At 65.3% G+C, this 25,634-nt stretch carries 24 protein-coding genes; 16 read left to right on the top strand and 8 right to left on the bottom strand.

Going from position 1 to position 25,634, the window contains the following annotated elements; genetic code table 11:
* Positions 1-61: 61 nt before the first annotated feature.
* The 8 genes from ftsZ to EN846_RS14045 all read left to right on the top strand — a co-directional run bounded on the left by ftsZ (position 62) and on the right by EN846_RS14045 (position 10,422).
* Positions 62-1,723 (top strand): cell division protein FtsZ, encoded by a 1,662-nt coding sequence (ftsZ, locus tag EN846_RS14080; protein ID WP_128346180.1) that lies wholly within the window; start codon positions 62-64, stop codon positions 1,721-1,723.
* 338 nt (positions 1,724-2,061) lie between these two features.
* Positions 2,062-3,009, top strand: a complete 948-nt coding sequence (gene lpxC / locus EN846_RS14075) for a UDP-3-O-acyl-N-acetylglucosamine deacetylase (protein WP_128346179.1) — start codon at positions 2,062-2,064, stop codon at positions 3,007-3,009.
* A gap of 216 nt (positions 3,010-3,225) precedes the next feature.
* Positions 3,226-4,095, top strand: coding sequence for an outer membrane protein assembly factor BamD (locus EN846_RS14070; protein WP_127286449.1), 870 nt, complete (start codon positions 3,226-3,228; stop codon positions 4,093-4,095).
* Between the two features lie 8 nt (positions 4,096-4,103).
* A complete protein-coding gene (gene recN, locus EN846_RS14065) occupies positions 4,104-5,777 on the top strand; it encodes a DNA repair protein RecN (RefSeq protein WP_127393962.1) in 1,674 nt (557 codons plus the stop codon).
* Between the two features lie 284 nt (positions 5,778-6,061).
* On the top strand, positions 6,062-8,266 hold the full coding sequence (gene ligA / locus EN846_RS14060) for an NAD-dependent DNA ligase LigA (protein ID WP_128346178.1): 2,205 nt from the start codon (positions 6,062-6,064) through the stop codon (positions 8,264-8,266).
* Positions 8,266-8,958 (top strand): TIGR02453 family protein, encoded by a 693-nt coding sequence (locus EN846_RS14055; RefSeq protein WP_127392276.1) that lies wholly within the window; start codon positions 8,266-8,268, stop codon positions 8,956-8,958. Before ligA ends, EN846_RS14055 begins: the two co-directional genes overlap by 1 nt.
* Before the next feature lie 442 nt (positions 8,959-9,400).
* Positions 9,401-10,129: an AzlC family ABC transporter permease gene (locus tag EN846_RS14050; RefSeq protein WP_127392274.1), complete on the top strand. Its 729-nt coding sequence runs from the start codon at positions 9,401-9,403 to the stop codon at positions 10,127-10,129.
* Positions 10,126-10,422, top strand: coding sequence for an AzlD family protein (locus EN846_RS14045; protein ID WP_126053910.1), 297 nt, complete (start codon positions 10,126-10,128; stop codon positions 10,420-10,422). Before EN846_RS14050 ends, EN846_RS14045 begins: the two co-directional genes overlap by 4 nt.
* A gap of 247 nt (positions 10,423-10,669) precedes the next feature.
* On the opposite strand, the gene EN846_RS14035 is transcribed toward EN846_RS14045, so the two are convergent.
* The 3 genes from EN846_RS14035 to EN846_RS14025 all read right to left on the bottom strand — a co-directional run bounded on the left by EN846_RS14035 (position 10,670) and on the right by EN846_RS14025 (position 14,058).
* Positions 10,670-12,514 carry an aminopeptidase P family protein gene (locus tag EN846_RS14035; RefSeq protein ID WP_127392273.1) on the bottom strand — a complete coding sequence of 615 codons (1,845 nt, stop codon included), beginning with the start codon at positions 12,512-12,514 and terminating at the stop codon, positions 10,670-10,672.
* A gap of 83 nt (positions 12,515-12,597) precedes the next feature.
* Entirely contained in the window at positions 12,598-13,470 is an 873-nt protein-coding gene (locus EN846_RS14030; RefSeq protein ID WP_127392272.1) for a 50S ribosomal protein L11 methyltransferase, read from the bottom strand.
* 9 nt (positions 13,471-13,479) lie between these two features.
* Positions 13,480-14,058, bottom strand: coding sequence for an SCO family protein (locus EN846_RS14025; RefSeq protein ID WP_127392271.1), 579 nt, complete (start codon positions 14,056-14,058; stop codon positions 13,480-13,482).
* Between the two features lie 189 nt (positions 14,059-14,247).
* Here EN846_RS14025 and EN846_RS14020 point away from each other — a divergent pair, with 189 nt between their 5' ends.
* The 4 genes from EN846_RS14020 (at position 14,248) to EN846_RS14005 (ending at position 16,699) form a co-directional block, all read left to right on the top strand.
* Positions 14,248-14,745, top strand: a complete 498-nt coding sequence (locus EN846_RS14020; RefSeq protein ID WP_127392270.1) for a cytochrome b/b6 domain-containing protein — start codon at positions 14,248-14,250, stop codon at positions 14,743-14,745.
* A gap of 60 nt (positions 14,746-14,805) precedes the next feature.
* Positions 14,806-15,288 carry a CreA family protein gene (locus EN846_RS14015; protein ID WP_127311565.1) on the top strand — a complete coding sequence of 161 codons (483 nt, stop codon included), beginning with the start codon at positions 14,806-14,808 and terminating at the stop codon, positions 15,286-15,288.
* Between the two features lie 84 nt (positions 15,289-15,372).
* Entirely contained in the window at positions 15,373-16,014 is a 642-nt protein-coding gene (locus tag EN846_RS14010) for a DapH/DapD/GlmU-related protein (protein WP_127392269.1), read from the top strand.
* A gap of 253 nt (positions 16,015-16,267) precedes the next feature.
* Positions 16,268-16,699 carry a low affinity iron permease family protein gene (locus EN846_RS14005; protein WP_187331272.1) on the top strand — a complete coding sequence of 144 codons (432 nt, stop codon included), beginning with the start codon at positions 16,268-16,270 and terminating at the stop codon, positions 16,697-16,699.
* A gap of 9 nt (positions 16,700-16,708) precedes the next feature.
* On the opposite strand, the gene EN846_RS14000 is transcribed toward EN846_RS14005, so the two are convergent.
* A complete protein-coding gene (locus EN846_RS14000) occupies positions 16,709-17,569 on the bottom strand; it encodes an SDR family NAD(P)-dependent oxidoreductase (RefSeq protein WP_127392268.1) in 861 nt (286 codons plus the stop codon).
* A 132-nt stretch (positions 17,570-17,701) separates the two neighbouring features.
* On the opposite strand from EN846_RS14000, the gene EN846_RS13995 reads away from it, so the two are divergent.
* Positions 17,702-17,983: a hypothetical protein gene (locus EN846_RS13995; protein WP_126053918.1), complete on the top strand. Its 282-nt coding sequence runs from the start codon at positions 17,702-17,704 to the stop codon at positions 17,981-17,983.
* A 6-nt stretch (positions 17,984-17,989) separates the two neighbouring features.
* Here EN846_RS13995 and EN846_RS13990 read toward each other — a convergent pair whose 3' ends face one another.
* Complete coding sequence (locus tag EN846_RS13990; RefSeq protein WP_127286176.1) at positions 17,990-18,565, bottom strand: TMEM175 family protein; 576 nt, start codon at positions 18,563-18,565, stop codon at positions 17,990-17,992.
* A 146-nt stretch (positions 18,566-18,711) separates the two neighbouring features.
* On the opposite strand from EN846_RS13990, the gene EN846_RS13985 reads away from it, so the two are divergent.
* Positions 18,712-19,920 (top strand): MFS transporter, encoded by a 1,209-nt coding sequence (locus EN846_RS13985; RefSeq protein WP_128346177.1) that lies wholly within the window; start codon positions 18,712-18,714, stop codon positions 19,918-19,920.
* Positions 19,921-19,923: 3 nt separating this feature from the next.
* Here the strand turns inward: EN846_RS13985 and EN846_RS13980 are convergent, their stop codons facing one another.
* The gene (locus EN846_RS13980) at positions 19,924-21,396 is read right to left on the bottom strand and encodes an MATE family efflux transporter (RefSeq protein WP_127393527.1); all 1,473 of its coding nucleotides are present in this window, start codon (positions 21,394-21,396) and stop codon (positions 19,924-19,926) included.
* A gap of 232 nt (positions 21,397-21,628) precedes the next feature.
* On the opposite strand from EN846_RS13980, the gene EN846_RS13975 reads away from it, so the two are divergent.
* Positions 21,629-22,420 carry a L,D-transpeptidase gene (locus EN846_RS13975; RefSeq protein WP_127393529.1) on the top strand — a complete coding sequence of 264 codons (792 nt, stop codon included), beginning with the start codon at positions 21,629-21,631 and terminating at the stop codon, positions 22,418-22,420.
* A gap of 59 nt (positions 22,421-22,479) precedes the next feature.
* On the opposite strand, the gene EN846_RS13970 is transcribed toward EN846_RS13975, so the two are convergent.
* A complete protein-coding gene (locus EN846_RS13970) occupies positions 22,480-23,946 on the bottom strand; it encodes an esterase-like activity of phytase family protein (RefSeq protein WP_127393528.1) in 1,467 nt (488 codons plus the stop codon).
* A 211-nt stretch (positions 23,947-24,157) separates the two neighbouring features.
* On the opposite strand from EN846_RS13970, the gene EN846_RS13965 reads away from it, so the two are divergent.
* Positions 24,158-24,472 carry a hypothetical protein gene (locus EN846_RS13965; RefSeq protein WP_127286181.1) on the top strand — a complete coding sequence of 105 codons (315 nt, stop codon included), beginning with the start codon at positions 24,158-24,160 and terminating at the stop codon, positions 24,470-24,472.
* A gap of 27 nt (positions 24,473-24,499) precedes the next feature.
* Here the strand turns inward: EN846_RS13965 and EN846_RS13960 are convergent, their stop codons facing one another.
* Positions 24,500-25,525, bottom strand: coding sequence for a LacI family DNA-binding transcriptional regulator (locus tag EN846_RS13960; RefSeq protein ID WP_128276327.1), 1,026 nt, complete (start codon positions 25,523-25,525; stop codon positions 24,500-24,502).
* Between the last annotated feature and the right edge of the window lie 109 nt (positions 25,526-25,634).

Below are 25,634 nucleotides of genomic sequence, written 5' to 3'. Positions count from 1 at the left end.
GGGGACAGCCCCATAGGCGGCCGCAGCGGCGAAGCGGCGGGAAAGGCAAAGGACGGAGACAATGACCATCAATCTGCAAAAGCCGGACATCACCGAGCTGAAGCCACGCATCACCGTGTTCGGTGTCGGTGGCGGCGGCGGCAATGCCGTCAACAACATGATCACCGCCGGCTTGCGCGGTGTCGAGTTCGTGGTGGCGAACACCGACGCGCAGGCGCTGACCATGTCGAAGGCGGAGCGGCTGATCCAGCTTGGCGCGCATGTGACCGAGGGGCTCGGCGCCGGCTCGCAGCCGGAGGTCGGCCGCGCGGCTGCTGAGGAATGCATCGACGAGATCATCGATCACCTGTCCAACACCCATATGTGCTTCGTCACCGCCGGCATGGGCGGCGGCACCGGCACCGGCGCTGCTCCGGTCGTCGCCCGCGCCGCGCGCGAAAAGGGCATCCTGACGGTCGGCGTCGTCACCAAGCCGTTCCATTTCGAAGGCCAGCGCCGCATGAAGACGGCGGACCTCGGCATCGAGGAACTGCAGAAATGCGTCGACACGCTCATCGTCATCCCCAACCAGAACCTGTTCCGGCTGGCCAATGACAAGACCACCTTCGCCGATGCCTTCGCCATGGCCGACCAGGTGCTCTACTCCGGTGTCGCCTGCATCACCGACCTGATGGTCAAGGAAGGCCTGATCAACCTCGACTTCGCCGATGTCCGCTCGGTGATGCGCGAGATGGGCAAGGCGATGATGGGCACCGGCGAGGCTTCGGGCGAGGGCCGCGCGATGGCCGCGGCGGAAGCCGCCATCGCCAACCCGCTGCTCGACGAGACCTCGATGAAGGGCGCCAAGGGCCTGCTGATCTCGATTACCGGCGGCCGCGACCTCACCCTGTTCGAAGTCGACGAAGCCGCGACCCGCATCCGCGAGGAGGTCGACCAGGACGCCAACATCATCCTCGGCGCGACTTTCGACGAAGAGCTGGAAGGCGTGATCCGCGTCTCGGTGGTCGCCACCGGCATCGACAAGTCGGCAGCCGAAATCGCCGCGGCGCCGATCTCGATCCGCGCGGCGCCGCAGAAGCCGGTCAGCCGTCCGGCCGCTCCGGTCGCGGAAAGCCGTCCGGCGCCCGTGCAGCAGCAGGTCTATGAGCCGCGCGCCGTCGATCCGGTCGCCGAGGCGATCCAGCTCGCCGAGGCCAATGCGGCGGCGATGGCGCAGGCCCGCCCGGCGCCGATGGCGCATGCGGAAGAGTTCCGTCCGCAGAGCAAGATCTTCCAGGCGCCGCCCGCCCAGCCGCAGCCGGTCGTCCAGCAGGTGGTGCAGCAGCCCGCGCCGCTGCGGGAAATGCCGCAGCCGGTTGCCGCCGCGCCGCAGCGCATGCCGCGCGTCGAGGACTTTCCGCCGGTCGTGAAGGCCGAGGTGGAAGCCAAGAGCCGTCCTGCCGACCATGAGAATGGTGGACCGATGGGACTGCTGAAGCGCCTGACCAACGGGCTGACCCGCCGCGAGGAAGAGCCTGCGCGGCTGCAGCCGGCGCAGCCGCGCGAGCCGAAACTGCGCCAGGCGGCACCGGAAGTGCGCCGTCTCGCCAGCCAGGACCCGCAGCTCTACGCGCCGCGCCGCGGCCAGCTTGACGACCAGGGCCGGCTGACGCCGCAGAGCCGGGCCGTGCAGGAAGACGACCAGCTGGAGATTCCGGCATTCCTGCGGCGCCAGGCCAATTGACCGTTAACGGTTCGTAACAGTTGTTAACAGGCAGACAAGTGATTGTCTGCCTGTTAACGTATAAAGCGATGTAAAAACAAGGTGTTGCAAGCGCCGCTTCGCACCGGATCGCGGTTACAGTGGGTAAGAAACCGTGATTTGGACTCTCCCAGCCGGACCACTATCTTCGCCCGGAGCACTATCGGCTTGCCGGGATTCGGGGAGTTGGCCCAGCCTGCCGATCATATCAAGAGCCGCACGGCCTTGTTTATTTTGCCGCATCTATGCGCACACCGGGTGATCCATCCGGCAGCAGAATACGCCAAGAACCGATGAAGCGGACGCAGGCAGTATGGGCCATGGGGTTTGTCTTGCACGACTATCAGACGACACTTAAATCGCGCGCGACGCTGACCGGCACCGGCGTTCACAGCGGCAAGCCGGTCACCGTCAATTTCCTGCCAGCGGATGCCGATACCGGCATCGTCTTCCAGCTTTCCAACGGCGGCGAGAGCCGCGAGTTCCGCGCGTTGGTCTCCGAAGTCGGCGCGACCGATCTTTGCACCATGCTTGGCGATCCGGCCGGCGAGCACATCGGCACCGTCGAACATCTCATGGCCGCGGTTTTCGGGCTCGGCGTCGACAATCTCGTCATCGAGATCGACGGCCGTGAGGTTCCGATCCTCGACGGCAGCGCCGTGCCCTTCGTCGAGGCCTTCGACCAGGCGGGTATCGAGATGCTGCCGGTCAAGCGCCGCTATATCAGGGTGGTCAAGCCTGTCCGCATCGAGAACGGCGCCTCCTGGGCCGAGTTCAGGCCCTATGACGGCACGCGCTTCGAGATCGAGATCGATTTCGAAAGCCCGGCAATCGGCCGCCAGCTGTTCGCTTCCGACATCAATCCCGACATTTTCCGCCGCGACATCGCGCGCGCCCGCACCTTCGGTTTCATGAAGGACGTCGAGCGGCTGTGGGCGGCCGGCTATGCGCTGGGCTCGTCGCTGGAGAACTCGCTGGTGATCGGTGACGACAACCGCGTCATCAACATCGGCGGCCTTCGCTACGCCAATGAGTTCGCGCGCCACAAGACGCTGGACGCGATGGGCGACCTGGCGCTCGCCGGCGCCCGCTTCATCGGCTGCTTCCGCTCCTATCGCGGCGGCCACCGGATGAATGCGGCGGCTTTGCGTCGGCTCTTGTCCGACCGGTCCGCCTTCGAGATCGTCGAAACGACGCGCCGCGAGCGTGGCCGCAGCGCGGAAATGATTGCCGTCAGCGCGCCCCTCTACGCGCCCTGGATGATTTGATTCTTAACGATTTTCTGGCTTTGTATCGGCCGGTCGGTGTTGCATGGATGCATCACCGGTTGGTGAAATCGTGCCATTCTCAGGTCGGTGCCGAACCGCCACAAAAATGTGCGATTGGCCGGAGATAGCGTTGCCGGGCAAGGCGGTTATGGTTTATGGCTGCTGCCCCAGAGCGAAATGACGACTGAAATGACGCCGAAAGGGCGGAATCCAATCATGTTCTTCAAGCGAGTTGGTCAATCGAAAGCACCGCACCGGGTCGTTTTCCTGGCGCTTTCGGTGGTTGTTCCATCGCTCGTCCTGTCGGCCTGCATGTCCTCCGAGAAGGATGTCGACCTGTCGACCTATGTCGACCAGACCGAGCCCGCGGACGTCCTCTACAATCAGGGCCTCGCCAATCTGAATGCCGGCCGGCTGGACGAGGCGAGCAAGAAGTTCGACGCGGTCGACCGCCAGCACCCGTATTCGGAATTCGCCCGTAAATCGATGGTGATGGGCGCTTTCGCCGACTATCGCGCCGGCCACTACGACGAGGCGATCGGCTCGGCCAAGCGCTACCTGACGCTTTACCCGTCGACGGATGACGCCGCCTATGCCCAGTACATCATCGGGCTGAGCTACTACCGCCAGATCAAGGACGTCACGCAGGACCAGAAGGAAGCGCGCCTGACCGTGCAGACGATGCAGGATCTGGTGACGCGCTGGCCGACCTCCGAATATGTCGACGACGCCAAGGAGAAGGTCCGCTTCGCCAACGACCAGCTCGCCGGCAAGGAGATGCAGATCGGCCGCTACTATCTCGAGCGCCGCGAGTATATCGCCGCGGTCAAGCGCTTCCGCACCGTGGTCGAGAACTATTCCAACACCCGCCATGTCGAGGAGGCGCTGGCGCGCCTGACCGAAAGCTACTACGCGATGGGCCTGACATCGGAAGCGCAGACCGCCGCCGCGGTGCTCGGCACCAATTATCCCGACAGCCAGTGGTACAAGGATTCCTACAAGCTCCTGCAGAGCAACGGGCTTGAGCCGCGCGAAAATGCGGGGTCGTGGATCTCCAAGGCCGGGAAGCTGATCACCGGCGCCTGACATCCGCCATGCTGTCCAGGCTGTCGATCCGCGATATCGTCCTGATCGAGAAGCTGGACATCGACTTCTTGCCCGGCCTCTCGGTGCTGACCGGCGAAACCGGCGCCGGCAAATCCATCCTGCTCGACGCGCTGTCGCTGGCGCTCGGCGCGCGCGGCGACGCGGCACTCGTGCGCCATGGCGCCACGCAAGGCCAGGTCATCGCCGTGTTCGACGTGCCGCGCAACCATCCGGCCCGCGCGCTGCTCGCCGACAACGCCATCGAGGATGACGGCGACATCATCCTGCGCCGCGTGCAGACGGCCGACGGCCGCACGCGCGTTTTCGTCAACGACCAGCCGTCCAGCGTCACGCTGATGCGCGATATCGGCCATGCGCTGGTCGAGATCCACGGCCAGCACGACGAGCGGGCGCTGGTCGATCCGGGCGCGCACCGCGAATTGCTGGACAGTTTCGGCGGCCATCTCGGCGCCGCGCGCGCGACGGGCGAAGCCTGGCGTTACTGGCGCGGCTGCGAGCAGGACCTTGCCAAGCATCGCGCCAAGGTCGAGGCCGCGGCGCGCGAAGCCGACTATCTGCGCGCCTCCGTCGCCGAACTGGCGAAGCTCGATCCGCAGCCGGGCGAGGAGAGCGAGCTTGCCGAACTGCGCGCCATGATGATGCGGGCGGAAAAGATCGCCTCGGAAATCCATGACGCGCAGGATGTGCTTTCGGGACCGTCCTCGCCGCTGCCGCAGCTGGCCAGCCTGCTCAGGCGCCTGCAGCGCAAGGCAGGAGAGGCGCCGGGCCTGCTCGACGATGTGGTGAAGTCGCTCGACGAGGCGATGCTGTCGCTCGATGCCGCGCAGTCGGGCGTCGAAGCGGCACTGCGCGCCACCGAATATGATCCGCAACGGCTGGAGAAAGCGGAAGAGCGGCTTTTCGCGCTGCGCGCCGCCTCGCGCAAGCACAGCGTGGCGGTCGACGATCTGGCGCAGTTGCGCGACACGATGGCCGCCGACCTCGCCGACCTCGACGCCGGCGAGGAACGCTTGCACGCGTTGGAGAAGCAGGCGGCCGCGGCGCGCGAGGCCTACGACATCTCGGCCGCGCAACTGTCCTCGCTTCGCCATGCCGCCGCCGTCGGCCTGACCAGGGCGGTGATGGCCGAATTGCCGGCGCTCAAGCTCGAACGCGCCGAGTTCATCGTCGAGATCGCGAGCGATGCCGAAAGCCGGATGGAAGAGGGCATCGACCAGGTCGAGTTCTGGGTGCGCACCAATCCGGGCACCAGGCCCGGCCCGATGATGAAGGTCGCCTCCGGCGGCGAGCTGTCGCGCTTCCTCCTGGCGCTGAAAGTTGCGCTGGCCGATCGCGGCTCGGCGCCGACGCTGGTCTTCGACGAGATCGACACCGGCGTCGGCGGCGCCGTGGCCGATGCCATCGGCCAGCGGTTGGCCAGGCTGTCGAAGCGGGTGCAGGTGCTGTCCGTCACCCACGCGCCGCAAGTGGCGGCACGCGCGGCAACGCATTTCCTGATCTCCAAATCCGGCGGCACCGACAGGGTCGCGACCGGCATCGCCGAGATGGACCGGCCGGCGCGCCAGGAGGAGATCGCGCGCATGCTGGCCGGCGCCACGATCACCGACGAGGCGCGCGCGGCGGCAGAGCGTTTGCTGCGCGAGAACACGGCCGCAGCCTAGGCTGCGTCGATATTCAGGTGAGGCCCGCCTGCGAACGGCGGCTTCCTGCGCTTCCGGTGCTCACGTACCCAAAAGTACGCTCCGCTCCGGTTCTCGGAAGCCACCATTCTCGACTCGGCCTGACCTGAATCTCAACACATCCTGGTGCTTGATTCTCTGTGCCTGGAATCTGAGTCAGGATATGGCTGCATCCTGCTGTTCGGGAATGATTTTTGCGCAAGCCGACTCCCGGTCGGCGAATCCTGATTTATAGTGGCGCGCCAAAACTCAGGGACTTGCCAAGCATGTCGGAAAAACCAGTCGATTCGCTGAGCGAAAGCGAGGCCGCGGACGAGCTGAAGCGGCTGGCGGCGGAGATCGCCGAGCACGACCGGCGCTACCATACCGAGGACGCGCCGATAATCTCCGACGCGGAGTACGACGCGCTGACGCGCCGCAACCTCGCCATTGAGGATCGCTTCCCTGACCTGGTGCGTGAGGATTCGCCGTCACAGCGGGTCGGCGCGCCGCCGGCGGAGGGCTTTGCCAAGGTTCGCCATGCCGTGCCGATGCTCAGCCTCTCCAAGGCCTATACCGACCAGGACGTCGCCGACTTCATCGAGCGCGGCCGGCGCTTCTTCGACCGGGACAAGGATCTGGACATCGCCTTCACGGCCGAGCCGAAGATCGACGGGCTGTCGGCCTCGCTGCGCTACGAGCGCGGCGTGTTCGTGCAGGGCGCAACGCGCGGCGACGGCGCCGTCGGCGAAGACATCACCGCCAACCTCAAGACGATCGCGGATATCCCGAAAACCCTGAAGGGCTCGGGCTGGCCCGATTTGATCGAGATACGTGGCGAGGTCTATATGACCTATGCCGAGTTCGAGGCGCTGAAGCAACGTTCAGCGGCTGCCGGCGGCCAGGACTACGTCAATCCGCGCAACACCGCTGCCGGGTCGCTGCGCCAGAAGGATCCCTCGGTCACCGCCAGCCGCAACCTGAAGTTCTTCGCCTATGCCTGGGGCTACACGACGGCGGATCCGGCTCCCACCCAATATGATTCGGTGCAGAAATTTGCTGCGTGGGGGTTCAAGGTCAGCCCGTTGATGGTGCGGGCGAAATCGATCGAGGAACTGATCGCGCACTATCATCGGATCGAGGAGCAGCGCTCGTCGCTGGGCTACGACATCGACGGGGTTGTCTACAAGGTCGACCAGCTGGAATTGCAGCGCCGGTGGGGGTTCGTCACAGGCGAGCCGCGCTGGGCCGTCGCGCACAAATTTCCGGCCGAGCAGGCGATGACGACCGTGCAGAAGATCGACATCCAGGTCGGTCGCACTGGCACGCTGGCGCCGGTGGCGCGGCTGGCGCCCGTCACCGTCGGCGGCGTCGTGGTCGAGAACGTCACGCTGCACAATGAGGACTATATCAAGGGTCTCGACAGCAACGGCCTGCCGATCCGCGACGGCATCGACGTCCGCATCGGCGACACTGTGGTCATTCAGAGGGCAGGGGATGTCATTCCGCAGATCGTCAGCGTCGTCATCGACAAGCGCCCGTCGGATGCCGTGCCTTATGAATTCCCGCATACCTGCCCGATCTGCGGTTCGCCGGCGACGCGCGAGATCAACGAGAAGACCGGCAAGGAAGATTCCCGCCGCCGCTGCACCGGCGAGCTGATCTGCGCGGCGCAGGCCGTGGAGGGATTGCGCCACTTCGTCTCGCGCGGCGCCATGGATATCGAGGGGCTGGGCGCGGAAAACATCGATCTCTTCTTCAACGCCGGATTGATCAAGACGGCCGCCGATATCTTCACGCTCAAGGATCGTCGCCCCGACGTCACCAGGGCGCTGGCCGGGCGGCGCGAGGAGCAGGCGAAGCTGCGTGAGGCCGCATCGGGCAAGACGCGCAAGAATGTGCGCAGCGCCGAGGATCGCAACTATGAAGGCCTCGACAAGCTGTTCGCGGCCATCGACGCGCGCCGTGAGCCGGAGCTCGACCGCTTCATCTTCGCCCTCGGCATCCGCCATATCGGCGAGACGACTGCCGCCGTCCTTGCCCGGACCTTCTCGACCATGGAGGTGCTGATCCGCGTCGGCAAGGAGACGGCAAAGGCCGACGATCCGCACAGTGTTTTCCCCTCGATCAACGGCATCGGCGACACGGTGATCGGCGCGCTGCGCGATTTCTTCGGCAATGAACGCAACGACGACGTGCTTGAGAAGCTGCTCGAGCAAGTCAAGCCAAAGCCGTATATCGTCACGGTCTCGGCCGACAGCGAGGTCGCCGGCAAGACGATCGTCTTTACCGGTTCATTGGAAAAGATGACGCGCTCCGAAGCCAAGGCGATGGCCGAACGGCTTGGCGCCAAGGTGGCGGGCTCGGTGTCGGCGAAAACCGATCTGTTGGTGGCTGGTCCGGGCGCGGGCTCCAAGCTGAAGCTTGCCAGTGAACTCGGCGTCGAAGTCATCGACGAGGACACATGGTTGCAACGGGTTGGCAAGGCGTGATGGCCGGCCCGTTCAAGGGGTTTGGCCAAAAGGCCATTCCGTTCCTCAAGGCGCTCGACTTCCACCAGAACCGCGAGTGGTTTCACGAGAACCGCGACCTGTACGAGAGCGAGCTGCACGAGCCGTTCTGCGATCTCGTCGAGACGCTGACCGAGCGTTTCGCCGCGGCCGGACTTGGCCTGCGCGGCGACCGCAAGAAGTCGCTGTTCCGCATCAATCGCGACGTGCGTTTCTCCAAGGACAAGCGGCCCTACAACCGGCATCTGTCGGCCATCCTGTCGCCCGACGGCACCAAGATGGAGCAGGGCGTGTTCTACGTGCATATCGGGCTCGAGCGGTGCTTCTCGGGCGTCGCCTGGTGGCAGCCCAGCCCTGAGCTGCTGCTCGCCATGCGCAACGCCATCGCGACGAAGCCGGAGAAGTATCGCGCGCTGGTGGCGGCCTTGAAAAAGAACCGTCTCGAATTCGAGACCGAGGATCGCATGAAGCGCACGCCGCGCGGCTTCGAGCATGTCACTGACAGCGACTTGGCCGAAGCCATCCGCAACCGGCACTTTTACGTCCAGCAGGCAATTGACCCGGCCGGCATCCATTCGCCGGCGCTGGTCGACGAGCTCGTCGATTTTACCTTGCGGGCCAAGCCACTGCTCGACTGGGGCAGGGCCATCCAGGGCAAGGCGGTGCAGGCCTAGTTTCGCCTTGAGCGGTATTTACGGAGCCATTGTGATCTTCGGTCGATATGCCGTTCTGACAGCAGCACTATTCGGCCCCGCCGGCTGCATCGTTGGCGAAACTTTTGATGTCGTTTACCTACACCGGGACACAGACGGCAAGGATGCCTCGTGCTCAAGCGGCACGTATGGCGTCAGCATGTCCGGACGAAGCAAGAATCCTCCACTTAATGTCACGCGATGTGTCGCGGCTTGTGAGAAGGCCGGTTTTGTCGTTGTCGGAAGCTTCCCTCGCCCTGATCTCTCGATTGAGACAAAGGGGATTGGCAACATTCCGGAAAGTGAATGCATGATATCGCATAAATCCTGACGGCGATCATTTCCGCTGATCGTTCGGCTCAAGCGAATTGGTGTGACAAGGAAGGCGACGCTCCCTACATCAGGCCGTCAAAGGGAGCCATCCATGTCGGCGGAAGCGATTTCCGAAAGCAATGCGAAGAGCGATTTCTGGGACGGCGTTCGGCTCTCCATGCCGGTCGTGGTCGCTTCGGCGCCATTCGCGCTGCTGTTCGGGGCAATCGCCGTCGACAATGGTTTCTCGGTCCTTGAAGCCTTCCTGATGAGCGCCCTGATCTTCGGCGGCGCCAGCCAGATGGTCGGCATCGAACTGTTCGGCCAGCATGTCGCGCCGTGGCTGATCGTGCTGTCGATCTTCGCCGTGAATTTCCGCCACGTGCTTTATTCCGCCGGCCTTGGCCGGCGCATCGCGCACTGGCCGGTGGTGCAGCAGGCGCTCGGCTTCTTCATCATGACCGATCCCCAATACGCCGTGTCGGAGGCGAGGGCGCAATCCGGCGAGACCGTCGGCTTTGCCTGGTATCTCGGGCTCGGCCTGCCGGTCTATGTGTTCTGGGTGATCGAAAGCGCGCTTGGCGCGGTGTTCGGCAAGCTCATTCCCGACACGCATGCGCTGGGCATCGACTTCCTGCTGCCGATCTATTTCCTCGGCCTCGTCATGGGCTTCCGCAAGCGGCCGCTGTGGCTGCCTGTGGTCGTAGCGAGCGCCGTTGCCTCCACCATCGCCTACAAGACGGTAGGCTCGCCCTGGCACGTTTCCATCGGCGCCGTCGCCGGCGTGCTGCTCGCCGTCATCCTGCCGCCGCATCACAGCGGCGTGGGGGAACGGCCATGAGCACCACCTTCTGGATCATCATCGCTGGTGCTGTCGCCACCTATCTCACCCGCGTCGGCGGGCACCTGGTCATCTCGCGCTTCGACAACGTCCATCCGCGCGTCGAGGCTGGCTTGAACGCCGTGCCGGCGGCGGTGCTGACCACGCTGGTCGCGCCGGCGGCGCTTGGCGCCGGTCCCGCGGAATGGGCGGCGCTGATCGTCGCCGCGGCCGTGTCGCTGCGCGGCGGGTTGATGTCGATGTTTTTGGCCGGTGCCGCCGTGCTGATACTGGCCAGGCAGTTCGCAGGGTAAGTTTCTGGTCCGAGCTGACTGCCGGTTCAATTTCGTTGTGCGCGTCGGTGCCGCCCCTCATTGCCCTGCCGGGCATTTCTCCCCGTATAGTGACGGGGAGAAAGAAGCCCTCATCGACGGTTTCGCCAATCGCTGACGTTGCAAGATAGCGCCGACGTCACAGTCAGCCCCTTCTCCCCGTCACTATACGGGGAGAAGGTGCCGGCAGGCGGATGAGCGGCAGTGCTGACCTTCCAAGTTGTTGGATTCAGATCTTGGCGTCGTGCGGCAGCGGCGCGGTCGCCTTCTCCAGCCAGGCCAGCGTCTCGCCGTCCAGCATAGGGCCGATCTCGGCCAGCACCCGGGCGTGATAGGTGTCGAGCCAATGCAACTCGTCGCGTGTCAGCAGATCGGTGCGAACTAGGCGCTTGTCGATCGGCGCCAGCGTCAGCGTCTCGAAGCCGTGCATTGCGATGTCGCCGCCTTCTACCTGCTCGGCGGCCGTGACCAGCACGAGGTTCTCGATGCGGATACCGTAGGCGCCTTCCTTGTAGTAGCCAGGCTCGTTGGAGAGCATCATGCCGGCGAGCAGCTTCTCGGTGCCGGTGCGGGCGATGCGCTGCGGGCCTTCATGGACGGCAAGGTAGGAGCCGACGCCATGGCCGGTGCCGTGGGCGAAGTCGCAGCCGTGCTTCCACAGCGCCACGCGCGCCACGGCGTCGATTTCCGAGCCGCGCGTGCCGGCGGGAAAGCGCAGCATGGAAATGCCGATCATGCCCTTCAGCACCAGGGTGAAGCGCTCGCGCATCTCCTCGGTGGGTTGGCCGACCGGCACGGTCCGGGTGATGTCGGTGGTGCCGTCCTGATACTGGCCGCCGGAATCGAGCAGGAACAGTTCGCCGTCGGCGAGCTTGCGGCTGGTGGCGCGGGAGACACGGTAGTGCATGATGGCGCCGTTCGGCCCGGCGCCGGAAATGGTGTCGAAGGAGACGTCGCGCAGCGGCATCTGGGTTTCCTCGCCGGTCTGCCGGCGCACCTCCTCGAGTCTGGTGACGACCGCGATCTCGTCGAGCGTGCCCGGCTGTTGCCGGTCGAGCCAGCAGAGCAGCTTGGCCACCGCCGCGCCGTCGCGGCGGTGCGCGGCGCGGCTGCCGTTGATCTCGGCCTGGTTTTTGGTGGCGCGGGGGATGCGGGCCGGATCGGGCGCTGAAACCACCGAACCGCCATTGTCCTCGACCAGCATTCTCAGCCTTTCGGCCGCCAGAACAGGGTCGAGCGCGATCCTGGCGCCGCCCTTGGCCAGCGCGACAACGGCGGCTTCGAATTCGCCGGGCTCGTGCAGGTCGGCAAGCTGGGTGAGATAGGCGGCGACCATGCGCGGGAATTTGCGCTGATCCATGAAGAGCTGATGCTTGCCGTCGGCGGCAAGGATCGCGAAACCCAGCGCCAGCGGCGTGTGCGGCACGTCGCCGCCGCGGATGTTGAAGACCCAGGCTATCGAGGACGGGTCGGTGAGCACCGCATGGGTCGCGCCGTCCTTGTCGATCGCTGCCGCCAGCCGCGCCAGCTTATCCTTGGCCAGGTCGCCGGCGAAACCGATCGGATGGATTTCGACCGGCGCCACGGGCGGCTCGGGCTGGTCTTTCCAGATGATGTCGATGGGATTCTGGTCGAGCGGCACCAGGGTCGCGCCGGACTGCTCGGCCGAGGCCTTCAGGGCCTTGACTTCGCTCAGCGTGTGCAGCCATGGGTCGAAGCCCAAGCGTGCACCCTTGCCGAGATTGTCCTTGATCCAGGTGGCAGGCGGGTTGTCGATGAGGCTCTCGATGGCGAAGATGTCGAGATCGACTTCGCTGCGCACCTGCAGCGTGTAGCGCCCGTCGACGAAGACGAAGGCGCGGTCGCTAAGGACGATGGCGACGCCGGCCGAGCCGCTGAAGCCGGTCAGCCATTTCAGCCGCGCCGACCGGTCGGCGACATACTCGCCCTGGTGCTCGTCCGCGCGGGGAACAATGAACCCGTCGAGGCCGTTCTCAGCCAGCCATTGCCGCAGCAGCGCCACGCGCGGCTTGCCGACAGACGGATCGCCCGCCGAGTCGAAGGTCTGGAACATGATGGGCCTCCTCTGTCGACGCGACCGTAGCGCATGGCCCCGAAAACCGGAATCGATTTCCGGAGGGACGGATTGGTCCAGTTTCAGCGCTTGAGATGGATCGTCACCCAGCCCTCGCGGTGCAGGGTGCGAACGTGGCGGAAGCTCTGGCCGACATAGGCCGAGACCACGGCATCGCGCTGGCGATCGAGAATGCCGGACAGCACGAGCGAGCCGCCGAGCCTGATGTGCTTCGCCATCTCCGGCGCCAGCCGCATCAAAGGCCGCGCCAATATGTTGGCGACGATGAGATCGAACGGCGCGCGCCTGCCGAAGATCGGGTGGTGGAAGCCCGGCGCGGTCACGGTTTCGACCAGCGCCTTGACATGGTTAAGGCGGGCATTGGCGGCGGCGACCTTGACGGCGACCGGGTCGATGTCGGTCGCCAGCACCGGGATATGTGCCAGCCTCGCCAGCGCGATCGCCAGCACGGCGCTGCCGGTGCCAAGGTCGAGGGCGTTGCGCGGCCGCTCGCGCCGCACGACCTTCTCCAGCATTTCGAGGCAGCCGGCGGTGGTGCCGTGATGGCCGGTGCCGAAGGCAAGGCCGGCCTCGATCTCGATGGCGAGGTCGCCGCTGTGGCGCCTGTCGCGGTCATGCGCGCCATGGACGAAGAAGCGGCCGGCGCGCACCGGCTTCAAGCCCTCCAGCGAGCGCGCCACCCAGTCGATTTCGGGCAGCGTTTCGCGTTCGATAGGCTTCGTCAGCGCGAGGCCGGCAAGGATGTCCTTCAGTCGCGCCTCGACCGCATCGACGTCGCCATCAGCATAGAGCGAGACTTCGTGGATGTCGCGGTCCTCGTCGACCTCCAGCACGGCAAGCGGCAGGCCCTCATCCTCGAAGGCCGCATCGAGCGCGGCGAAGATGCGATCGGCCTCGATCTTGCCGGCGGTGAAATGGAGCCGCGTTTGCGCCATCGGACGGTGTCAGCCTTCGTTCGCCAGGCGCTTCAGCTTGGCAACGGCCGCGTCAGCACTTTCGCCATAGGCGATGGTGCCGGAGAACTCGCCCTTGCCATTGAGCAGCAGCACCGAGGCGGTGTGGTCCATCGTGTAGTCGCCATCGCCGGTGTCGACCTTCTTCCAGTAGATGCCGAAGGATTTGGCCATGGCATGGACCTTGTCGGGGTCGCCGCTGATGCCGACGATGCGGTCGGAGAAATTACCGACATAGGCCTTGATGATCTCGGGCGTGTCACGCTCGGGGTCGACGGTGACGAAATAGGCGTTCAGGTTCTTGCCGCCGTCGCCAAGCGTCTTCAGCCAGCCGGACAGTTCGAAGAGCGTGGTCGGGCACACTTCGGGGCAATGGGTGAAGCCGAAGAAGACGACGCTGGGATGGCCCCTGAAGGCGGCTTCGGTGATCGGCGCGCCCTTCTGGTCGACCAGCGCGAAGGGCGCGCCGTAAGGCTCGCCGCTATAGTGGCCGCGGTACCAGTCGAAGGTCAGCCAGCCGATGCCGGCCGCCATCAGGACGAGAATGCCGACCAGGATTGAACGCATCATCGGGAAATGTCCGTCGTGATCTTTCATTGGGCGCCCAATCGGACGCCTTGTTCGAGCAGTCTTAGCGGGTAGAGGCGGCGGAGGCAAAGATGCCGCGTTGCCGCAACCGATGCATATTGCCAATCCTTAATTTGACCGGGTTTTCCGCCGACCTACCTTCGAGACAGACACGCCAGCGATGGACCGGACATGCAAGCAGCCTCCTATTCGAAGATCCAGATCTGGCTGCATTGGGGCATCGCGGCGCTGATTCTGATCCAGTTCCTTGCCCATGACGGCATGGAGCATGTCTGGCGTGCCTTTCGCAGAGGGCAGCAGGCTGCCGCAGGGGACATACCGCTGGCCTACATGCATGTCGTGCTCGGCCTTGCGGTACTCGTTCTTGCGACGTGGCGGCTTTGGCTGAGGGCGACGCGCGGCGTGCCGCCGGTCTCGGGCATGGAGCATCCGGCGCTGCGGCTGCTGGCCAAGGCAGCGCATCTCTTGATCTATGCGCTCATCTTCATCGTGCCGCTTTCGGGCGCCGCCGCCTGGTTCCTGCAGCTGCCGGGAGCCGGGCTGGTGCATGTGGTGGGCAAGAACATCCTGCTCTATGTCGTGCTGCTGCATATCGCCGGCGCGCTGGTCCAGCACTTTGTCCTCAGGAGCGACGTGCTGCGGCAGATGTTGAGGTTCCGCCAGGCCTAGCTTGTAAACAAGCCACCTCAGTCCCACCTGAGACCGGCAACTCGAACCGAGGAGGCTCCCTTGCGAAAACTGATCGGCGGCGCGCTTGCCGCATGCCTTGTCGTCGGCGCGGCGGCGGCCGAGGAGGTCGGCAAGGTCGGCGTCGACTGGGTCGGCAACGACATCATGGTCGAGGCGATCAAGGATCCGAAAGTCGAGGGCGTCACCTGCCACGTCGCGTATTTCGATCGCAGCGTCATCGATCGGCTGCACAAGGGCAACTGGTTCGAGGATCCGTCCGATTCGTCGATCTCCTGCCGCCAGACCGGACCGATCACCATCGGTGACATCGACATGGGCGAAAGCGGCGAGGAGGTGTTCAAGCAGGGCATCAGCCTGATCTGGAAGAAGCAGGTGGTGAACCGCATCTACGACAAGAAGAACGAGACGCTGATCTATCTCTCGCATTCACGCCAGGTGCAGAACGGTTCGGCCAAGATGTCGGTCACGTCGATCCCGCTCTACGGCCAGAACGTGGTTTGGACCAAGGGCAAGCCGCAATAAGCGGGGCAGACCCTCTCGGGCTGTTTGACGGCGCGACATTGCTCCCGCCTTGCAGCAGCAACTGCGCGGGGGTAAAGCCGCCGCATGGACCGTGCCGAAGACCTCGTCCTGAAAGATCCGGAACCGCGCATCCATCCGACCGCGGAACTGAAGGCATGCAAGCTCGGCCGCTACGCCTCGATCGGCGAACGGGTGGTCCTGCGCGAGGTGACGGTCGGCGACTTCTCCTATTTCGAACGCCACGCCGAAGCGATCTACACGACGATCGGCAAATTTTGCTCGATCGCCGCCAACAGCCGCATCAATGCGCTCGAACATCCGATCGAGCGGCTGACGCAGCACAAGGTCAGCTACCGGCCGAACGAGTATTTCCGCTGGCTGGGCGTCGACGCGGCCTTCCGGGAGCGGCGGCAGGCAAGGTCCGTCAGTATCGGCCACGACGTCTGGATCGGCCATGGCGCGGTGATCATGCCGGGCATCACCATCGGCAATGGCGCCATTGTCGGCGCCAACGCGGTGGTGACGCATGACGTGCCGGCCTACACGATCGTCGCCGGCGCGCCGGCCAGGTCGCTGCGCCAGCGTTTCAACGCCGGCATCGCGGCCCGCATCGAACGCCTCGGCTGGTGGGACTGGCCGCCCGAGAAACTGGCCAAGGCCGTTCCCGACATGCAGGCCATGCCGATCGAGGCCTTCCTCGACCGCTGGGAAAACGACGCGACCTGATCCTGGGGAACAAAACCCCTTCCGCCATGCGGGGGTGGCGCAGCGGAAGGGGCTGGAGGTAAACCGCCGTGAAGCGGACGGAGCAGGCTTTTCTTGCCTGCTCCCGCACTGTGACAACAAAGCCATAAGGTGTTTTTTCTTGAGCGTGCGCTTTCCGCGTGTGCCGGATTGCACGTGCGGATCGGTTCAGCGGGAACCGGGAGCGTGCGTTGTCTGTTTCTCTCGGAGTTCGCACGACGGTCGAGAGATTCCGATGATCGAGAGACTTTTCACCAGGATTGCCAATTGGGTGGCTCATGTGGCCGGCCTGCCGCCCACCTTCGCCGCCTGCATTCTGATCGTCGTCATCTGGGCCGCGAGCGGGCCATTCTTCGGCTTTTCCGATACCTGGCAGCTCGTCATCAACACCGGCACCACGATCGTCACCTTTCTGATGGTGTTCCTTATCCAGAACACGCAGAACCGCGACGGCGCGGCGATCCAGGCCAAGCTCGACGAGCTGATCCGGGTCAGCCGCGCCCACAACCACTTCATCGGCATCGAGCACCTGACGGAATCGGAAGTCGAGGAGATCCGCGCCAAATGCGAGCAGGCGGCGAAGCGCCACGATCGAAAGATCGCCGACGCCGCCGCCAAGAAGGCGGTAACGCCGAAGCCCGGCTCGAAGAAGCAGGCTGCCGCTTGAGCCCGACCGTCAGCCGTTCATGAAGGTCGCGAAGGCGTCCTTGTGGTCAGGGTGCCAGCGTGAAAGGGCAGGGCGGTTCTCGATGATGTCGCCAATCGCCCAGGCCATGCGCTTTTCGTCCGTCGGCCGCGCCACCTCATTGTCGGGGCAAAGGATGTAGAAATCGCCGCGCTTGAGCGAGGCGAGCATGAAGTCGATGACCTGCTCTCCCGTCCAGGCGCCGGCCGGCTTCTCGGTCGCGCCTTCGGTCAGGCCGGTATAGGTGAAGCCCGGGATGAGCAGGTGGGCGGAGATCCTGGCGCCGGGCTCGTTGCGCAGAGCGTGCGCCAGGCCTTCAGTGAAGGTCTTCACGCCGGCCTTGGAGACGTTGTAGGCGAGATTGCCGGGCGGCGTGGTGATGCCCTGCTTGGAGCCGGTGTTGATGATCAGGCCGGGTTTGCCCGAGGCCAGCATGGCCGGCGCGAAGGCCTCGACGCCATGCACGACGCCCCAGAAATTGATGGCGAGAAGCCGCTTCCAGGCATCGCGGTTTTCCCACGGTTTGCCGGGATTGTTGCCGACACCGGCATTGTTCATCAGCAGCGACACGTCGCCGAAGGCGCCTTGCGCCGTTTCCGCCAGTCGATCGACTTCGTCGGCCGCGGAAACATCCGTGGCGACGGCAAGCACGTCGCCGCCGATCGCGGCGACCGCCCGGCTTGCCTCGTCGAGGCGCGCCCCGCCGATATCGGCCAGCACGATCTTCATGCCCATGGCCGCAAACCGCTTCGCGGCGGCAAGGCCGATGCCGCTGGCGGCGCCGGTGATGACGGCCACGTTGCCGGAGGCGAGGGCGGGGAGGGCGGACTGGAATTCGGCGTCGGTGGTCATGGCAGGGTCCTTGTTCGAGGTTGCGCCGAACTTAACGCCGGATCAGGCTCAGGCAAGTCCGCTTCGATGTCGGCGGGTTGACCGCATGGGCGGCCGCCGCGCATGCTGCCCGCCATCGAAGGAGACTGCCGATTGACCGACTGGGCCGAAATCCTGAAGGAGCAGACCGCCACCGGCGACCAGATGGGCCGCGAGGTGCCGAAGATGCTGGCCAATCCCGACATCAGCGAGGCGCAGGTTAAGACACTGTTCTCGGCTTTGGAGAAGCAGGCCGACTTCGTCGAGAAGCTGCGCATGGCGCTGGAGAAGTTCGACCATGACTTCCCCGTCATCAAGGCGGCCGAGCGGCTGGAGGAGCGCTATGCCGACCTCGCGGCGTCGGTGGCCGAAAAGTTGAAGGCGATGCGGACGTAGCGTCGTCTATTTTTCGATAAGCTTCTCGAATCGCCGATCCGGCACGAACCAGGTTATCGCCACCGCCACATAGAGGGCGACGCCGATCCATTGGTTGACGAAGGTGAGCAGCACGCCAGCTATGTAGATCGCCAGCGAGATCTTGCCCTTCCTGTCTTGGCCCACCGCCTTGGCGAAGGTCGTGTCCGCTCCGTGCAGGTGGCGCAGCTTGGTGACCAGGATCGTGTAGGCGACGGCGCAGAGCGCCAGGTCGGCGCCGTAGACGGCGACCGGGACCGGCGCGAAATGGTTCTCGCCCATGAAAGCGGTCGTCACCGGCATCAGCGACAGCCAGAACAGAAGGTTGAGGTTCGCCCACAGGACGTATCCGTCGACGCGCTGCACGGTGTGGAACATGTTGTGCAGATTGTTCCAGTAGATGCCGACATTGATGAAGGACAGGACATAGCTGAAGAAGACCGGCCACAACGGCGCAAGGGCGGAAAAATCCTCGCCATGCGGCACCTTCAGCTCCAGCACCATTATGGTGATGATGATAGCGACGACGCCATCGGTGAATGCTTCGACCCGTCCTTTGCCCATCGATTCTCCCCTTGAACAGGCGAAGGGTACGAGAGGATTTCGCGCGGCGCCATACTGACCATCCTGTCAGGAGCGTATTGGGCGAGCGGAACGGCCGTCACCACCTGCACGTTAGGCGGGCATCCCCCTAAAAGAAGGACGTCGACATGACGACCTACGCTCAAGCCATCACGCGCGACAATGAACTCGGCGGCGGCGGCGCGACCACCGCCGTCGCCGCCATGATCGCGGCGCTGTTTGCCGGCAGCACGGTGCTGACGCCGCTCTACATCATCTACAAACAGGCCTTCGGCTTCTCCCAGATGACGTTGACGCTGGTCTATGCCGTCTATGTCGTCGGCAATCTGGCGGCGCTGCTGGTGTTCGGACGGCTATCGGATGCCATCGGCCGCCGCCCGGCCGCCCTGGCGGCGATGACGACCGCCCTTGTCAGTGCGCTGGTCTTCCTGTTCGCCGAGAATGTCGCCTGGCTCGATATCGCCCGCATCCTGAGCGGTCTTGGCATCGGCGTCGGCGCGGGAACAGGCACCGCCTGGATCGCCGAGTTGATCGACAGCGAGGACAAATCGCGCGCCGCAACCATCGCCACCAGCACCAATTTCGTCGGCCTCGGCCTCGGCGCGCTGGTGTCGGGGGTGCTTGCCGAATACGCGCCCTGGCCGCTCAAGCTGACATTCGTCCTCTATCTGGCGCTGCTTGCCCTGGTCACGCTCTTGATCTGGCGCACGCGGGAAACCGTGCTGCGGCCAGGGCGGCTCTCGGATGTCTCGATGCGGCCACGGCTGTCGGTGCCCGCCGACATCCGCGCGGCCTTCGTGGCGCCGGCGGTGACCGGCTTCGGGGCCATGGCGCTGGTCGGCTTCTATGCTGCGCTGGCGCCGAGCGTCCTGGCCCAGCAGCTGCATGTCACGAACCACGCCGAGGCCGGCGCGCTGTTCTTCGAGCTGTCGATGGTGGCGGCCGCGACCATCCTGCTGACGGTGCGACTGTCCAGCCGCATCACCATGCTGGCGGCGCTGGCGCTGATGACCCCAACCGTGGCGCTGGTCGTTGCCGCGCAAGTCTATGCGTCCATGGCAATCATGATCGCCGCAACCGGCTTGTGTGGCGTGGCGGCGGCGCTCGGCTATCGCGGCGGCCTGCAGGTGGTGAACCAGATCGCGCCGGACGACCGGCGCGCCGAAGTTGTGTCGGCCTTCTTCATCTGCTGCTTCTGCGGCAACGCGCTGCCGGTCATCGGCATCGGCATCCTGTCGAACTGGACGAGCGCGACGGCAGCAAGCCTGGCCTTTGCCGGGATGATCACGGTCTTTGCGCTGGTGGCGCTGGGGTTCGGCGCGAAATACGCGCGCTAGGGTTCAGCCGTCCGGCGTCTCGGGCGCCATGTTCGCGCGCTGGCGCGGCACGCCGAGACCAGTGTCCGGCGGTTCGCCGGCGGCCGGCCTGCCCTCGATCATGTGCAGGGTGCGCCAGCCGCCGAAACGGTAGTAGGCGGCGGCCAGCGCCAGTGAAGTGATCGAGCCGGCCGGAAAGCTCCACCAGAGCGCCTCCTCGCCGATCACGCTCCGGAAGAAATAGGCAAAGCCGGTGCGCACGATCAGCACCGAGATCACCAGGATGATCAGCGGCGGCATCACCGCGCCGGTTGCGCGCACGGTGGCGAACAGCACGATGGTGACGCCGAACAGGATGAACGACCAGGACGCGACATTGTTGATGTGGGCGGCTATGTCGATGGCCGCGCCGTCGGTGCTGAGGAACAGGCTGAGGATCAAACGGTCGAAGAAAAACAGCAGGAAGACCAGCGCGCCGGTCAGCACCAGGTTGAAGCCGACGCCCGAAGCCGCGACCTTGCCGATGCGATCCCAGCGCCCGGCGCCGACATTTTGCGCCGCCATCGAGGAGACGGCGGCGCCGATGGCGAGCGCCGGCATCTGGATATAGGTCCAGAGCTGCGCGGCGATGCCGTAGGCGGCGGCGACCTGCGAGCCGTAGGAATTGACGATGACCATGACCGTCAGCGCCGCGGCGGAAATCACGATCATCTGCAGGCCCATCGGCACGCCCTTGAAGACGACGATCCTGAGCAGCGCCGGATCGGGCCGCAGCAGGGCGAGGTTGGCGCCGGTGAGCCTGAGCGGATGCTTGCGGGCATAGAGCACGATCAGGATGGCGATCACGCTCACCGTCTGGCCGATCAGCGTGGCGGTGGCGGATCCGGCGATGCCGAGCTCCGGGAACGGCCCGAGGCCGCGGATCAGCAGCGGGTTGAGCACGATGTCGAGGACGACCGCCAGCGCCATGAAGACGAACGGCGTGCGCGAATCGCCGGCGCCGCGCAGCACCGTCATGACGAAGGACAACAGGTTCATCATCGGCACGGCGACGAAGATGATGCGCAGGTAGGAGCGCGCCAGCGGCAGCGCGTCGGCCGGCGTGCCCAGCGTGTTGAGGATGGCGTCGACCCAGATCCAGCCGCAGACGGCGAACACCACCGAGACGAGGAAGAAGAAGGTGGCGCTGGTGCCGACGATGCGCCGCGCCTCCGGCAGCTCGCGGGCGCCGACCGACTGCGCGACCAGGATGGTGGCGGCCATGCCGATGCCGAACACCGTGCCGAGGATCAGGAACAGCACCAGATTGGCGTTGGAGGTCGCGGTCAGCGCCGCCTCGCCGAGGAAGCGGCCGACCCATACCGCATTGATCGAGCCGTTGAGCGACTGCAGCACGTTGGAGCCGAGCACCGGCAAGGCGAACAGCAGCAGCGTGCGCGGGATCGGGCCGCTGGTGAGGTCGCCGGTGCGCCGGCGGGCAGGCGTCTTGTCGTCCATGGTGGGCTGCTCGGCGCTGGTCTTTGGGTGCGGTCGGCGATGATCGCCGATTTGAGGGGACAGGTCGATGCGGCGCCGGAAAATTCCGCCTGAGCGAAAATCGATTCACACTTTCGGCATCATGCTCTGGCGTGCCTCGATCCAGTCATGTTCTCAAAGCTTGCGGAATGGGCTATTGATCCCGGGTGCGTGGGGCCGCACTCCTTAGATCCTATCGATAGCCGGGGGGATGATGTCCGATAGTCCGCTGTTTTTTGAGCGCCTGAACCGGCGCGCGTTTCTCGGTGCGTCCGCTCTGGGAGCTGCCTCCGTGGCTCTTTCGGCCTGCACCACCACCGACGTGGCGCCACCGGCGGCAGCGCCGCCGCCGCCAAGCGATTCGGCGTTCGGCGCTGCCGAGAGCATGTATGCGGCACGCGTCGACGAGGGCTATCAGCTGCCGGCAATCCCGGTGGACAAGCTCGATCCGAGGTTCGTGCGCCAGATCGTGCCCGATCCGACCGGAGAGAAACCCGGCACGATCGTCGTCGATACCTCCGAGCATTTCCTCTATCTGGTGCGCGACGGCGGCGAGGCCATCCGCTATGGCGTCAGCCTCGGCAAGGCCGGTTTCGGATGGACCGGCAGTGCCGTGGTTCAGGCGCGTAAGAAGTGGCCGGTCTGGACGCCGCCGCCGGAAATGATCCAGCGCCGGCCTGAACTGGCGAAATACAAGGACGGCATGCCGCCCGGTCCGCAGAGCCCGCTCGGCGCCCGCGCGCTCTATCTCTTCCGCGACGGCAAGGACACGATGTACCGGCTGCACGGCACGCCGGAGTGGGATTCCATCGGCAAGAACGCTTCGTCCGGCTGCGTGCGCTTCATGAACCAGGACATCATCGACCTCTACGGCCGCGTCAATGGCGTCGCGCAGGTCTTCGTGCGCCCGAACCTGTCGCCCGCCGGCAAGCTCACGGCGGTGTCGAACAGGACCGCCGAGCCGATCGATGCCGGCGTGCCGAGGGACGCGGAGATCTTGAAGTAGATCGTCGACAAATGGCCTGAAGGCGGACGCGCCCGGCGCGTCCGCCTTTCTGTCGTTAGCTAGTTCGTGGCGAGGTTCGGCAGCGTCACTTGATAGACCAGGAACATGGTGTCGACATCGGCGCCGTCCCCGGCCTTGTAGGACGCGCCGACCTGGAAGCCGTCCTGGGTCAGGAAATCGTTGTCGTTGGCGACGAACAGGAAGTAGTCGTCGGGCAGCTTGGGATCGAGCACGCTGACCAGCGACATCGCCTCCCACTTCTCCGAGAGATTGTCCTTGTCGTTCGGCTTGCCATTGTGCAGGCCGAAGCGGCCAAGCTGGGCCTTGTCGTTGATGTCGATGAACGGCGTGACCTTGGCCGGGGTAACCGACGGATCGAGCACGCCCTTCGGCGCCAGCGGCTTGTCGGCGGCGTCGAACGGGCCGCCGGCGATGTCGGTCGCGCCGGACAGGTCGACGATGTTGATCTTGCGATAGAGCGACTCTTCGCCCTTCACACCCTGGCCGTTGCCGCTGTCGCGCGTCAGCATCAGGAAGCTCGTGTTGGAGAGCGCGACGATCTCACTCTGCGCCGCCACCTTGGTCTTGCCCTTGGCGTCCTTGAACACGGGCAACGGCACGACATATTCATGCGCCAGCTTGAGATGGGCGAGGTCGGATGCGTCATAGACCAGCGCCCTGGTGTTCTGGCGCGTCGAGCCGGAATCGCCGCCATCCTGGCGCGGCGCCGACTGCAGCACGGCGATCAGGAACTTGCCGTCCGGCGTCAGCGACATGCCTTCCAGGCCCTGGTTGTTCTGGCGGCCGGTCTCGGGATCCTTCGGATCGGGCTCGGCGGCGCCCGGGCCCGGATTGTCGGAGGCGAAGTTCGGCTTGCCGTGGCGCATTGGCACCAGGGCCGCCGGCGGCTGGGTGGCCGACATCAGGCGGCCCTCGGCCGAGAAGCGATAGATGTTAGGGCCGTACTCGTCGGAGATGAACATGCTGCCGTCCGGCAGGCGCACGATGGCTTCGTCATCCAGCGCCAGCTTGCCATTGTCGGCCTGCGGCAGGATCGGCATGTCGCCGGCGGCGGGGCGGACGCCGTTCAGCGGGTCGAGGCCGGTGGCGTCAACGCCCTTGTCGTCGGTGAGCAGCAGGGTGTCGGCGAGCGTCGCATTGACGCCCGACTGTTCCTGGCCGGCTGCGGGCGCGGCGCCCGGAGGGGTCGGGGCAAGCTCGATCGAAACGGTGTTGAGGCGGGCCCGATAGTCGGTGGTGCCGACGACGTTGTAGCCACGATCCGGCAGCAGCCAGAGCGAGCCCTTGTAGGCGTTGCCGTCACGCGCCCAGCCCTTGGTGTCGATCGCCATGCCGGAACCGGAGCCGAAGGTCTCGCCGAACTTGTCCTTCTGGTTGGCGGGGATGCGGCCGACGCCGACCAGGCCCTTGTTGACATAGGCGACGCCATCGGCGAGCGCCGGGGTGAGGGCTGTGAACAGCGCAAGTGCCGCGCCAAGTGCAACGGTCCGGTTGAGATGTTTCATGGATATCCCCTTGTGACAGAGCATGCCGGAGCGGGTGTCGCATCGACATGCCGCCGGCACCTTCCGCCAAGCGGTCTAGGACTCGAACATGATACCTGCGTGACAGGCCGCGCCGGCGCGTGCCCCGGAACCATTTTCCAATCGCAACCGTTGCAGGCGAGCCCAGGCATCGCCTGCGATGGTCGGTCGAGCCATGGGCTCAGGAGGACATATGGGTTTCGATCAGTATCACGAGCCGGCGGAGGAATTGACGCAGAAGGTGCGGACATTTGCCCGCATGATCACTTCGCTGATCGAGGAGGCGGAGGCGATCAGCTGGTACGAGCAGCGCATGTCGGTGGAAAAGGACGCGCAGGCGCGCGCCATCATGAAAAATGCGCAAGGCGAGGAGTTCAAGCATTTCGGCATGAATCTCGAATTCCTGCTGCGTCAGAAGAAGGACTGGCGGGCAGAGCTGAAGGAAATCCTGTTCACGACCGGCGACATCGTAAAGGCTGGCGAGAAGGGCGAGGAGAAAGTGGACTGAGGTCGATGCGGCTACCCTCGGCGACTATCAGTCGCTCTCTCGCGCGATCAGTTCCAGCGGCCAGACCTCGCGCATGATGCGCGTGCCTTCCGGACCGGCGAAGGCGGGGAGCGATGCAAGCAGCATCTCGGCCAACCGCCGGCCCATGGGCTGCAGCGCCGGGCGGAAGGCGGTCAGCGCCGGCGAGAAATAGCGGCAGAGCGGCGTGTCGACGATGACCGTCACGGCGATGTCGTGGCCGGGCCGGATGCCCATCTCGGCCAGCGCCTTGCAGCCGCCGAGCGCCATAGCGTCGTTGTTGTAGATGATCGCCGTAGGCCGGTCCTTGGAGAGCATCACGCGCGGTGTCACCTGGTAGCCGCCGCCCTCGTTGATGAAGCCGTCGGCGATCAGGCCGGGATCGACCTCGATGCCGTGCCGCTTCAGGGCCTTGCGGTAGCCGTCGAGGAACAGGTAGCCGAAATTGAGATTGAGGGCAGGGCGGACCGCGGCGATGCGGCGGTGGCCGCGCGCCACCAGCCGGTCGACGGCGTCGCTGCCGGCCTTCTCGAAATCGAGGTCGAGGGAAGGGTAGGACTTGCCGCCGGAACGGCTGCGGCCGAGCGTGGCGAAGGGGAAGCCTCTCTCGGTCAGATAGTCGATGCGCTCGTCCTCGCGCCGCGTCCAGGCCAGCACCACGGCGTCGGCGCGGCGCGTCTCGACGACGCGGCGCAGGCGCTCCTGCTGGTAGTCGCCCGGCGCGCCCATGACCACGATCAGGTCGAGGCCGCTTTCGGCGAGCCTGCCCTGCAGGCCGGTGAGGAACGGGATGAAGAAGGGCTCGCCATATTGCTGGTCGCCGGGATGCGGCTGCAGCATGAAGGCGATCGAGTGGGTGGCGCCTTGCCGGAGGCTGCGGCCGGACTGGTTGGGCGCGTAGTTCAGCTGCTTGGCGGCTTCCAGCACGCGCTGGCGTGTGTCGGCATTGACATCGGCGCGGCCGTTCAGCGCCCGCGACACGGTGCCGATCGAAATGTTCAGGTGACGCGCAAGGTCGTGGATGCTGGACGCCAAGGACGGTTCTCCCCCTGCCTTGGCTAGCACCGGCTGCCGCTCAGGCCAAGGCTTTGGGATGATTTTCGCAAACAGCCGATTGACATTCTACGCTATCGGGTGTGTTCTC

Origin of the sequence: Mesorhizobium sp. M4B.F.Ca.ET.203.01.1.1 (assembly GCF_004791025.1) — a bacterium.
Classification (GTDB): domain Bacteria; phylum Pseudomonadota; class Alphaproteobacteria; order Rhizobiales; family Rhizobiaceae; genus Mesorhizobium; species Mesorhizobium abyssinicae.
The sequence above is the reverse complement of the archived record's forward strand: the minus strand, read 5'-3'. Positions and strand labels throughout refer to the sequence as shown.